9 protein-coding genes, 1 tRNA gene and 2 pseudogenes are annotated in these 11,733 nt (G+C 53.6%); 7 read left to right on the top strand and 5 right to left on the bottom strand.

All coding sequences use genetic code 11. From position 1 onward, the window contains the following. The 3 genes from BLX42_RS24990 to BLX42_RS24980 form a co-directional block, all read right to left on the bottom strand. The coding region (locus BLX42_RS24990; protein ID WP_161872875.1) for a hypothetical protein at positions 1-228 on the bottom strand (228 nt) is incomplete at its 3' end. Between the two features lie 399 nt (positions 229-627). Beyond that, positions 628-900: a DUF3077 domain-containing protein gene (locus tag BLX42_RS24985; protein ID WP_161872874.1), complete on the bottom strand. Its 273-nt coding sequence runs from the start codon at positions 898-900 to the stop codon at positions 628-630. Then, positions 897-1,172, bottom strand: coding sequence for a hypothetical protein (locus BLX42_RS24980; RefSeq protein WP_161872873.1), 276 nt, complete (start codon positions 1,170-1,172; stop codon positions 897-899). The genes BLX42_RS24985 and BLX42_RS24980 overlap by 4 nt, the downstream gene beginning before the upstream one ends. Before the next feature lie 546 nt (positions 1,173-1,718). Between BLX42_RS24980 and BLX42_RS24975 the strand changes: the two genes are divergently transcribed. The 7 genes and pseudogenes from BLX42_RS24975 to BLX42_RS27330 form a co-directional block, all read left to right on the top strand. Further along, positions 1,719-1,973, top strand: coding sequence for a hypothetical protein (locus BLX42_RS24975; protein WP_161872872.1), 255 nt, complete (start codon positions 1,719-1,721; stop codon positions 1,971-1,973). A gap of 98 nt (positions 1,974-2,071) precedes the next feature. Continuing rightward, positions 2,072-2,147 (top strand) — tRNA-Thr (locus BLX42_RS24970). Positions 2,148-2,311: 164 nt separating this feature from the next. Further along, a complete protein-coding gene (locus BLX42_RS24965; RefSeq protein WP_161872871.1) occupies positions 2,312-3,640 on the top strand; it encodes an integrase arm-type DNA-binding domain-containing protein in 1,329 nt (442 codons plus the stop codon). A 915-nt stretch (positions 3,641-4,555) separates the two neighbouring features. Further along, positions 4,556-4,777 (top strand): annotated as a pseudogene (locus BLX42_RS27035) (integrase); the annotation flags it as partial. A 137-nt stretch (positions 4,778-4,914) separates the two neighbouring features. After that, positions 4,915-5,940 (top strand): AAA family ATPase, encoded by a 1,026-nt coding sequence (locus BLX42_RS24960; RefSeq protein ID WP_161872870.1) that lies wholly within the window; start codon positions 4,915-4,917, stop codon positions 5,938-5,940. Between the two features lie 41 nt (positions 5,941-5,981). Then, positions 5,982-8,498, top strand: a complete 2,517-nt coding sequence (locus tag BLX42_RS24955; protein WP_161872869.1) for a S8 family peptidase — start codon at positions 5,982-5,984, stop codon at positions 8,496-8,498. A 30-nt stretch (positions 8,499-8,528) separates the two neighbouring features. Continuing rightward, positions 8,529-8,745, top strand: a pseudogene (locus tag BLX42_RS27330) (hypothetical protein); the annotation flags it as partial. A gap of 9 nt (positions 8,746-8,754) precedes the next feature. Here BLX42_RS27330 and BLX42_RS24950 read toward each other — a convergent pair. Next, positions 8,755-9,807 carry a ComEC/Rec2 family competence protein gene (locus tag BLX42_RS24950; protein ID WP_161872868.1) on the bottom strand — a complete coding sequence of 351 codons (1,053 nt, stop codon included), beginning with the start codon at positions 9,805-9,807 and terminating at the stop codon, positions 8,755-8,757. Positions 9,808-9,816: 9 nt separating this feature from the next. After that, positions 9,817-11,694, bottom strand: a complete 1,878-nt coding sequence (locus BLX42_RS24945) for a hypothetical protein (protein ID WP_161872867.1) — start codon at positions 11,692-11,694, stop codon at positions 9,817-9,819. Between the last annotated feature and the right edge of the window lie 39 nt (positions 11,695-11,733).

The following is an 11,733-nucleotide window of genomic DNA, read 5'->3' as shown; positions in this document are numbered from 1 at the left end:
ATGCTGGATCAGCACATAGGCCGAATAAGCCGCATGGTTGGCGTTTGCCAGCAGGTTCAGGCCGGGCTCGCCTGCGTGGTCACGGCAGTGGTCGTCCAGGGTTTCGACCACGACACGCAAGAGCTGGCCGGCGTGGGCGATGGCGTCGGGTGGGGAGATATCGCTGTGGATGGTGAAGTACGGGGTGGAGATGAGAGGACGAGGTGGGTCTGGAACGATTTTCTTCATGACTTAATCCTTATTCACTGAAAATGCATGCCACCAAATCTTTCTCACGGATTTGGGTGGCAGCCGTACGCGGGGTGAGAAACCGAGGGAATAAGGAAGCCCGGCCAGACCGAAGTCTGCCCGCGTACGGCAGCCATAGGGCTACCGCTTATTCACAGTCGGGTTCTCACACCCGGTCACCAGGAATTGGCGACCCAGGAACGGTATCCCTGGGGCACTTCCCCGCCAACAGTGAAGCTTCGGTAGCGTTCGTAGGATAATTCCCAAGTGCTCCTGTACTGAAGCATTTGGTTTCAGATTCAGAAATACCTTACAGCTGCGCTCCGATAGAAAGAGCGCAACAGCCCCTGTGGGGCATGCCTTCCCGGGTGAAAGCACGCTGCCACAGGGGGCTTCGACTCAATGCAACTTGTTCTTGGCCATCTCGATATCGTTCATCAGTGCCTTGGCCAGCGCACTGAGGTAGTCGGCGGCCCCCAGTAGCTTGTGGTCATCCTCCATGTCGCCTTCGCGCACAAGGTGTTTGATGTAGCCCAGTAATATCGAAACCTGTTCATAGGCGTCATCCACAGGAATGCCGGGTTGTACGCGCAAGAGATCCACGGGCGGGTTGCCGACTTCGAGGAACGTCTCGATACCGGCTGTGTTGAGAGGCTTGGTTTCAAGGCTCATGTGAACGACTCCCCATCCTGCGCATCGTCCAAACGCCGCTTTGCATGCTGGATCAGCACATAGGCCGAATAAGCCGCATGGTTGGCGTTTGCCAGCAGGTTCAGGCGGGGCTCGCCTGCGTGGTCACGGCAGTGGTCGTCCAGGGTTTCGACTACGACACGCAAAAGCTGGCCGGCGTGGGCGATGGCGTCGGGTGGGGAGATGTCGCTGTGGATGGTGAAGTACGGGGTGGAGACGAGAGGACGAGGTGGGTCTGGAACGATTTTCTTCATGGCAGCAGCTCCGTTGAATTGGAAACCGCCACGCGGATCTTTCTCACAGATCTAGGTGGCAGTCATACGCGGGGTGAGAAAACCGAGGGAGCTACAAAGCTCGGCCAGACCGAAGTCTGCCCGCGTACGACCGCCATAACAGGCTAGCCAAGTAGCTCCACAACGGGTTTCTCACACCCGGTCACCAGGGTATTGGCGACCCAGGAACGTTATCCCTGGGGCACTTCCCCGCCAACAGTGAAGCTTCGGCAAGCTGCGTAGGATAATTCCCAAGTGCTCCGTTACTGAAGCATTTGGTTTCAGATTCAGAAATACCTTACAGCTGCGCTCCGAGCGAAAGAGCACCACCGCAACTTTGTGAGCGTCTTTACCCGCGAAGACGCCTGCACAGTCATCACAATGCGAAGCCGATCCACCGCGAGCCCGGCCCAACGGTGTATGATCCGTCCTCCAAATCATTAAAAAGCTACGTCGCGCGCTGCCCCGCCAGCCCCGCGACCGTCTGGCGTTGCGCCAGAACCGACATGGACTAACGGAGTCGACATCATGCCTAACGCCAAATTCCTTGCCCTGCTGACCCTCTCCCTGGCCCTGACTGCCTGCTCCAATGGCAGCGGCACCACGCCACAGCACACCAGCAACCTGGACTGGAACACCCCCGGCATGCAGATGGGCGGCGACAACGGCCTGCCCCTGCGCGTAGACAGCCCCTGCCGCAAGCGTGGCTGCGACAACGACAAGCTGTTCTTCAACCCCGCCAAGACCGAACCAAACGTCAACACCATCCACCGCGACTGGTAGGAAATTTCTCCTTTTAAGCCGGTGACTTAGGTCATTTTCAAACAATCGAAAGGAAGTGGTTTACAGGCGCCAACCGATCGTTATAATGACGCCCCATTGCCGGTATAGCTCAGATGGTAGAGCAACTGACTTGTAATCAGTAGGTCCCGGGTTCGATTCCTGGTGCCGGCACCATATCCAGCTCCATCGCGTTCCACCGAATGCCTTGGAAGCCCCTAAAACCCGCCCTTTGGCGGGTTTTTTCGTTCCAGGACCCTCCGTCGGGATCCAACAAAATACCCAATCCCCGGGGGTATTTTTAGGGTACAGCGTCTTGCCTGCATGGAGAACGTACCCTTATGCCACGTCTAGCCGTTCCTCTCAGCGACCTCAAATGCCGTACGGCGAAACCTCGCGAACGTGCCTACAAGCTATTCGACGGTGGCGGCATGTACCTCTTCGTGAAACCCAATGGCGTGAAAACGTGGCGATTGCGCTACTTCAAGCCCAGCGGCAAAGAAGGCACGCTGATCATCGGCAATTACCCCATCATCTCGCTGGCGGTCGCGAGGACCAAGCGCGATGAAGCCAAGGCCCTGTTGATCGACAACATCGACCCGATGGAAGAGAAGAAGAAAGCAAAGCTTGCTGCCCAACGAGCCTCCCTGCTTTTCCAAACAGTCGCCCTAGAGTGGCACGCCGAAATGTCACGGCGCTGGACTGAGGGACACGCCAAGACCGTCATGAGCCGGTTGCGTACCCATGTCTTCCCCCTGATCGGCCAACGCCCCATTGCTGAACTCGATACTCATGATCTGCTTGAGGTCACCCTGCGTATCAAAGAGCGCGGCACTATGGACGTTGCCCTGCGCGTGCAGAACTATCTCTCCACGATCATGCGGGGCGCGAAGCGGGCGCGCCAGATCAGCCAGAATCCGGCGCTCGATCTGGCAGGGTCGATTCATGCCCCGCGTACCGTGCACCGCCCTGCCCTCTCACTCAACCGCCTCCCCGAACTGCTCAGCCGGATCGACAACTACAACGGTCGTGAGCTAACCAAGCTGGCTGTACTGCTGACGCTGCACGTGTTCGTGCGCTCCAGCGAACTGCGCTTTGCGCGCTGGGATGAGTTCGACCTGCAAAGGGCGATGTGGGAAATTCCTGACACCCGCAAGCCCATCGACGGCGTACGCAATTCCACCCGTGGCACCAAGATGAGCGGAGACATACAGATGGTGCCGCTCTCTCCCCAAGTCATTGCGATCCTTGAACGGCTGCGCGGCTTGAGTCGCTTCTCCGAACTGGTGTTGCCCGGTGACCACAAGTACTGGGAGCCAATGTCAGAGAACACGGTTAATCAGGTACTGCGCAACGTCGGCTACGACACATCCAAGGAAGTATGCGGGCATGGATTCAGGACCATGGCCTGTAGCGCCTTGCTGGAATCAGGGCTGTGGACAGACGCGGCTATTGAGCGGCAGATGAGCCACAAGGAACGCAATCGCGTGCGCGCCGCCTATATCCATAAGGCCGAATTTTTGGAGCAGCGCAGGCTGATCATGGCGTGGTGGAGCAATTACATCGATGCCAACAGATCGGGGCATGTCACTCCACATGAGTTTGCCCATCCATCTGGGGACAACATCACCCCCTTGCCAAGTGGGCGTGGCGCATTCAATCGTCGGTGAACCCTCGAGAACACCGTTGGCCGCTCTTTAATTCAGGTCCATCCAAACAGGGCTGCAAAGCCGCCCTGTTTGGATGGACCTCGCTTTGCAAAGCTAAAAGCCGACACAAATCCTTTGGATACCACTGATTTCCACCGGTGGATAATTTCATGCACAGCCCCAGAGGCCACGGGTATTGGGGCGTTGACCAAAATTATCCACAGGGGTAGAACTGATTTTGCAACCGCTGCCTTAGGCGGCACCCCAGGTGACCCGAACCGTCAAGGTCACGCCGCTCTCGCGGTGGTTCTCCCCAAAGGCGATTCGCATCCGGCAGCTCGCCCGGTCACTACCCATGTGATGGATGCTCTTACACATATATCGCTCGTGCGCCAGATACACCGTACCTCGCTGCCCTGCAGCAACCTATCCGCTTGGCCGAATCTTGCGCCAACCTGTGCCCGTCTCTTTCTTCTGGAAAGAGACGGGCACTTCTAACGCTGCTGCAGCCCTTATTGCACGGGCCTTTGCGGCAATCCCCCTCGTGACAATCGGCGTGACAAACGCCGATGTCACCAGCAACAGCCATGCAGATGATGGTGCCGCAGACCAGGGAATGGACTGCACCTGACTGACAGTCAGGCATGCCCCGGTCATCGCATTGCTGCGTTCACCCCGGCTTAGGATCTTCAGGCGCTGGTTTAGTCAGCCAGCACTGCCTCCACCCGCCCACCGGTAACGGTGCTCAGGAGGCCAGATCATGAGATGCCCTTGCTCCCGGACGTAAGGAGCCGCCAGTCCCGCGGAGAGGACATTCCCCACAGGTCGCAGGGGCCTTGATCCCTGATAACACTCAGCATTCTTGGCGGGATGACGTGGGGAGAGGATCGGGAACTGTATAAATCGAGGGCACGGGGTATGGGGTATGGCAGGTAACTGAGCGATGCCAGGCCGATGGCGCTGAAGGACATGTTCGGCGGTGGGCATTAGGGTACGGTCAAGGCGCACACGGATCGGTGGCAGGCATTTGTGAAGAACTGCCAGTCTGAGGATGGGCCTGGCGTCAATGATGCGCAGCGGATTGATCGGTAGGTTTTGGCCGATTATGCGGCGTACGTTCGTGGCCAGGTTGAGCGGAGTGAAATTTCAGACTTAACCTAAGCAACCACCCAGTGGTTGAGCGGTACCGGCTCGGCTGGTTTTAGAGAATTCAGATGACCGTGGCTAGGCTCCCAATAGCCGATCGACTAAACTGGGTTGCTAACCCGGCAGCCCATTGAAGGATAGGGAAGGCGATGGCTACGGCCCAACAAATCATTGCTCTGCTGAGCAGCCATAACCAAGGAGATGAGGAGCAATTTCTCTCCATCGCTTTGCAAGTGGCCGCGGCTGAAGCACGCCGTGGCAGACTTGATCTTGCTGATGAGCTCAAAGCACTGGTTGAGAGCGCTCGTAAACGCGAGTCTCCATTCAAAGGACATGCTTCTCGCCCGAATCAGCATGTTGCAATTCCAATCTCCAAGCCGCGAGGCGAATTGGAGTCCCTGCTATCTGTCAGCTATCCAAAGTCTCAGCTGCAAGACCTGATTCTTAATGACCTCAAGCGGGACCGCCTTACCCGCCTCATTCATCAGCAGCGTCAGCGAGACAAGCTACGTAGCCATGGTTTAGCGCCGAGCTCAAAACTCCTGCTTGTAGGTCCACCAGGCTCCGGGAAAACCCTAACCGCATCGATCTTGGCCGGTGAGTTACAGCTGCCGCTTTTCACCATACGTCTCGATGCACTGATCACACGCTTCATGGGCGAGACGGCATCCAAGCTACGGTTGATATTCGATCAGATTGCATCTGTTCGCGCGGTTTACTTGTTTGATGAGTTTGATGCTATTGGTGGGCGACGGAACTCTGATAACGACGTAGGTGAAATGCGTCGTGTGCTCAATTCGTTCCTTCAGTTCCTTGAGGAAACAAACAGTACAGACAGCCTCGTGCTAGCCACAACGAACCACCCCGAGCTTCTTGATCGCGCCCTCTTCAGGCGGTTCGATGACATCATCGAGTACTCTCTGCCTGATCCGAACGGCATTAAGAAAGTACTTGAAATGCGAATGCATGTCTATTTGCCGAAGAGAGTGTCTTGGGCGAAACTCATAGCCACTGCTAAGGGTCTCAGCCAAGCAGAAATCACTAGAGCGGCCTCTGAGATTATCAAAGACGTCATCCTCCAAGGTGATAAGCACGCGACAACTGAAGCAATAGTCAGGGCGCTAAAAGAGCGCCACACCCTGAAAGAAACCATGTCAGGGCTAAGCCCCGGCTAGATGTTCAGTATGCATAACGTTGGATTAGGGAAATATCCAGAATGGCGTCGTCTTACGAGCTTCCGCATTTCAGAGTTGAGCAATTCAGGGTGGATCGCCCTTACAAGCGCCGAGATAAGGACCTAAGCAACGCGGGTAAAACACGAGAGGAAGGCCATGGTAGCCGCCTCCGCGAAAGGTTATCTCTTGCGTTTACTGCCGCACGAAGCGGTCAGAACGCCTTCTTTGCAGACAATATCAGCGACTCCCCCCAAGCGTTGTACTTAGAAGTTGAGCTTGAAGCGGGATCGCCCGTTCCAGATCTAAACTGGAAAAAACAAAATATACGGCTTTCAGCCCTCCGAGTCCTCGAGGACGGTTCAACACTCGGAGCGCTATACGTTCCTCACGATGCCATGGACTTTCTTGAGTTAAAGCTGCAGGAATATGCAGAAGAAGAGACCAAGTCTGGAAAGCCAAAAAATGAGACTAAATTCTCATCGGTTGAAAACCTTTCCATCGGGGACATAGAGACCTTATGGACAGACTCCAGACCGTTCCCAAGCTCCTTATCTTCCACACTTTGGTGGGAATGCTGGTGTGCATCATGGAAGTCGGATCACGTCCGAAGTGTCGCTAACAATCTAAAACTTCGCGTCAGCGAGAACTCGCTAATATTTCCGGATACAGAAGTATTACTCGTCTATGCAAACACCCTTGAAATGTCAATTCTTGCAGCGAATGCGGACGGACTAGAAGAGCTCAGGAAAGCCACCGACAACCCCTATTTCTTTACCCGGCAAACATCCCGGGAAAAGTCAGAATGGACTTCCAATCTAGCAGACAGACTGATTCCACCTGATAGCGAAAGCCCCGCGATTTGCGTTTTAGATCATGGCGTAAACCACGCTCACCCCCTTATTCAGCCCGCGCTTGCAATTGACGATTGCCAAGCAGTTAGGTCGGAGTGGGGGGTGCACGACCACCATGGCCATGGAACCAATATGGCTGGTGCAGCGCTATATGGGGACCTTAGCTACGCGCTGGCAGATGAAAGTTTTATTGAACTAACTGCAAAACTGGAATCGGTAAAATTCCTACCACCCGCTAGCTGGGAAAGAAATGACCCTTCGAGCTACGGGTTCATTACCCAGTCAGCAGTGAGCTTGGCAGAAACGAAGGAGCCCCTGCGAAATCGCGTTTTCTGCATGGCGGTCTCGAACCAAGACGTATCAGGCGAGCGACCCACTACGTGGAGCTCCGCTATTGATCAGGTCTGTAGTGGCTCGATGGTGGGGGACTTCGGGGAAAACGGAGAATATGGTCCGCGTCGACTCTTCATAATTTCAGCGGGTAACATCCCTGACTCCAACAGCCCTGGAGATTTGGCTGACCCCTATGACTTCCCGATTGAAGACCCTGCTCAATCATGGAACGCGTTGGCGGTCGGTGGATTCACTGACAAAGTCGACCTTCACGATCAACCAGGCTATGAGGGGTGGTCCGCAGTGGCGCAGGCCGGCGATCATAGCCCCTATAGCCGAGCATCAATCGACTGGGAGCACTCTAGAACCCCAATTAAGCCAGAAGTGGTATTCGAGGCGGGCAACAAGGCGATCAGTCCTGACGGGACAGAGATCATTTCCGGTGTTCCTGCATTGTCACTCTTAACAACCGGAAAAGATGTCAATCAGCGGCCTATTGAGGAGTTCTGGGCCACCAGCTCTGCTACCGCACAAGCAGCGGGATTGGCTGCGACAATCATGGCTGCGCATCCACAGATGTGGCCAGAAACGGTGCGCGCACTGATTATTCATAGCGCGCAGTGGACGCCCGTCATGATGGAACGATTCAGGAAATGCAAGAGCAAAGGGCAGCGAATCGCTCTCGCCCGCCACATTGGTTATGGCGTTCCGCAGCTTTCACGCGCCTTGGCATCCGCAGAAAACGACTTAGCCCTGATTGCTGAGACTAGCATTCAACCATTTGTGAGAGGCCTCAACGCAAAGAGTCGAGAGGTTGGAGATCCGCACTTTAACGAAGTGCATTACTACAATCTGCCATGGCCGAAAGCCGAGCTAGAACGCCTTGAAAACCGGACCGTCCAACTGAAAATCACTCTTTCGTACTTCATCGAGCCCAGCCCAGGAGAAATGGCCCAAGTGATCCCAGCTAGGTATCAATCCTTTGGGCTTCGATTTGACCTCAAGAAAAAATCCGAGACCGAAGCAGCATTTCGGCATCGGATCAACAAGCTTGAGTCGATGGCGGAAAAGCCTCCACAACCAGAGCCAGATAACAGGTGGGTATTCGGTCCCAAAAGCATTTCCGCAGGCTCAGTGCACAGTGACGTCTGGATCGGCCCAGCGATTGACTTGGCCTCAAGGGATAAAATCGCTATTTATCCGGTTTCCGGCTGGTGGCGATATCGGCCCCATCTGGGAAAATGTAATACTAAAACCCGTTATAGCCTGATTATTTCTATATCCTCTGATGGTGAGGACGTGGATCTGTACACAGAAATCGCGAATATTATTGCAACGCCGGTAGACACTGAGATAAGCATTGGGACGAGCTAACCTCCACCACTATTCATCGTGAATCAAGCGCAACCCAATTCTGGCTTGGGCCGACTGCTGGGTCGACCCAAGTACTGGCAACGCAACATCATAGAACGGAGGCGTGGATGGTTAAAAGAGTACCGCTGGATCATAAAGCTCTTCGAAAAGCTATGCTGCCATGGTCTCACTGGCTTGCTGGCTTGCTCTATGCAGTGTTTGCGCCATCTCATTTCGAGCAGCCCCTAAGACTGCTTCACGCAGCTGAAGTCACGAGCTAAAGTAACACATCTACGAATGGATCCGTACCATCAGGATACCTAGGACTGAAAACAGGCCAGTTGGAAGGCCTTTTTTGCCAGTTCCCAGGCCAGCCTTCCGAATAATTGAAGAAAATTTCTGGACTGTCATGCCGAGCCACGAGTCGAGCAATTAAAGCATGATCTGGATGTTTATGGGTTTTTCCGCTTGTGCTGATCAAAAACCGCTTGCACTGAAGCCTTTCCAAGAGCTGCTTATCGGTATTACCTTTGCTGCCGTGATGCGACACCTTCAGTAAATCAACCGACTCCCCATCTGACAGGTGTAAAGCGAGCCCTTCGTTGATCACATTGCTATAAGCATCTCCGGTGAGGACAGCACGCTTTCCTTCATACGTTAAAAGTAATGCAATGCTGCTTCGATTGGGAACAGATCGATCAGAGACAAAAGCAACCCCGCCATAGAGCGAATGCTGTTTTGGTGGCCATTCATCCTTACGCCCCAAAATGTCAGCCGGTACCGATTGAGACTCAGTCGGAGGCAATGTAGGGTCGCTCCAATCTCTTGCTAAAGCTGCCATTCCAGACTCGTCCGGTGATAGCACCTTTACACCAATTCCACCTGGCAAAGTAACTGCATCAGAAGTTTGGAGGATCCGACCACCAACTCCATCACTATCTTCGCCCCCGAAACTTATGTTCCATGGAATCTTAATACTGCGAATCAACTTGGATAGCGCATCTCCCTCTTGCGACCCCAAAGTATCAGCCGACGCTAGATGTTGACGACCATTAAACCATATCTCACCGATTTCCAACCAACGTGGAGTATCGTTCAAAAGCTCTATTATGCCTTGAATGTGATCAAGGTCATAGTGCGTTACGACAAGCACCTCAAGCCGCAATCGACCTTCTATTCGCTCGTTTTCGAGTACCGACAGAATCGTTGGCAGAGACCCGATTGGACCACCATCGATAAGCATATGAAAGAGATGGCCAACCTCGCCGTAGCTAACAAGCAATGAGTCGCCATGCTCAACTTGAATAGCCCTAACACGAAATATACTCATATCCCTAACTCACCTCTGGCCAAGTACAATATCAGCATCGCCGAACGCAACCACTGCTAAACCCATTGCAAGCCCATCAGCTAGTAATTCACGTCGAATACCGCTAACTATCTCGCCAACAGAACTAGAGGCTGGAGCTCGCGCTGCTGCCTTCAGACGTATTGCTAGATCACGACCTACACGATTGGCATGCCGGCCAAGCACACTTGTCATCGCAGCAATGACCACTCGAGCCCCACCTCTTTGGAGAATAGCAGGCAAGCTTCCACCTGGCATATCTGCAAGTCCAGATGAGCAGCCGATTGCTATAACCATTGGTGCATTCCCTATATGTTGTTCGCCGATAGAAGCGAGATTTATACCGTCGTCCTCGCCGACAAAAACCTTATTCTCATCCAAGTGAAGCAGCATTAGCAGCATTGATGGAGAGTCCAGAGCAACTCGTTCCTTCCAGTTTTTCCAATCAGGAATTTTCTTTACACCAAGCGAGGCTTCAATACCGGCGATTCGTAGGAGTTGATGTGGTGGGACGTCTTTGTCTAAAAAATTGTCAGCCCTGTCACTAGCAGTAAAGGCAACCGTTGATAAATCTCCAATCCTATAACGCGAAGTTTTATGCCCTCCCGGAGCACCCCATATGCGCGGGTCCTGCCCTGACCTCCATGCGTGGCGTTCAACAACACCAGAAACGCCTAAAAATCCCATTGGACATAGCTCATCAGCAGCTTCTCTTATCTGGCAGCCTTGGATCGCGCTGCCTCTTCGCAAGCAACCGTCCCGCTGAGCACACAATGGTGCTTTGGTTGATTCAGGTATCTTTCCGTCGTAGAGATATTCAATTGGGAAGAACGCGTCGCTTTGTGTCACTAACTGAACACGAGCATCGCTCCTAGGCCATTCAGGCACTACCGATTGCAAGTGACGCTGAAGCAATGCCCCTTGATTAGCAAGAGTAAGCATCAACGTATCCAGCGACGCATCTGGATTAGCTACCGCCTGCTCCAAATCTTGAAGCAGACGGCTTCGCGCTCTTCCAGCGTCGGTATCAGACAGGGGGGAAAAAATTGCTGTGCCATCGCCTGTAATGATGGTCAAACTGGGTTGATTTCCGAGGCTTTCGTTGACCAGTAAAGCAACGTCAAAAGCCCTTTTCACACGATGTACAGGTGTAACGATGTTCTCGACGAAAAAACGGATCTCTTCACCCGGTGCAGCCTGGTATCGGGCAGTTTGAAGAATCTGTGCTCCATCGCTCACTACAAAACGAAGATCGACTGAGCCTGCCCCGCTTTCACGACCAAATACCGCTGTTGTAGAGTTGTCTGTCCTAGACAGTGCAATTATTTCTTTCTGAGGCTCACGCCCAAATTCGAATAAGTGAACCTGGAGAAATCTTCTATTCTCGCTCCACTCTACTCGGTCGTCAGGAAACGAGGGTTGGCTTTCCTGCAGCGGCGACTTTACCCGAATATCGACCTTGATCTGTAGGTAACCCTCTTTCGGCCATACGCGAACCTCTTTTGCACCTTGCCAAGTCTGAGCATTGAGCACCCTCTCGACTGGAGGAGCAGGACGAACAAAATTCGGGCGCTGCGGACGAAAAGTGGGGGAGGGTGTCTGGACAGTAGGAGACTCACGTCGATTAGGGTTAGGAAGGTCTCCGCCGAATATCCGCTCTACCGATGAAGGCGTCTCATCCGATGAGGGTTCAGGCTTCTGTATATCATTTATTGAATGATCAAAGGAGATCGAATCTGGTAACGAGAACTCATTATCTCGCTTGATTGGGACATCCCTTATAGGTATCGAGTCACTGACATCAAAAACTCGGGAAATTTTTTCCTTATAAGGGTTATATTCAAATGGATGGGCGGTCTCAGTGACCAAGTGCAACACCCGAGGTAAGGTGCTGCATGACTACTCACT

This window comes from Pseudomonas sp. SG-MS2 (genome assembly GCF_009933855.1).
Taxonomy (GTDB): domain Bacteria; phylum Pseudomonadota; class Gammaproteobacteria; order Pseudomonadales; family Pseudomonadaceae; genus Aquipseudomonas; species Aquipseudomonas putida_E.
The sequence above is the reverse complement of the archived record's forward strand: the minus strand, read 5'-3'. Positions and strand labels throughout refer to the sequence as shown.

Bases quoted from the DNA above. Each gene is read 5' to 3' on its own strand.
- BLX42_RS24960 (WP_161872870.1), top strand. From the start codon at position 4,915: ATGGCTACGGCCCAACAAATCATTGCTCTGCTGAGCAGCCATAACCAA.
- BLX42_RS24985 (WP_161872874.1), bottom strand. From the start codon at position 900: ATGAGCCTTGAAACCAAGCCTCTCAACACAGCCGGTATCGAGACGTTC.
- BLX42_RS24965 (WP_161872871.1), top strand. From the start codon at position 2,312: ATGCCACGTCTAGCCGTTCCTCTCAGCGACCTCAAATGCCGTACGGCG.
- BLX42_RS24955 (WP_161872869.1), top strand. From the start codon at position 5,982: ATGGCGTCGTCTTACGAGCTTCCGCATTTCAGAGTTGAGCAATTCAGG.
- BLX42_RS24980 (WP_161872873.1), bottom strand. From the start codon at position 1,172: ATGAAGAAAATCGTTCCAGACCCACCTCGTCCTCTCGTCTCCACCCCG.
- BLX42_RS24950 (WP_161872868.1), bottom strand. From the start codon at position 9,807: ATGAGTATATTTCGTGTTAGGGCTATTCAAGTTGAGCATGGCGACTCA.
- BLX42_RS24975 (WP_161872872.1), top strand. From the start codon at position 1,719: ATGCCTAACGCCAAATTCCTTGCCCTGCTGACCCTCTCCCTGGCCCTG.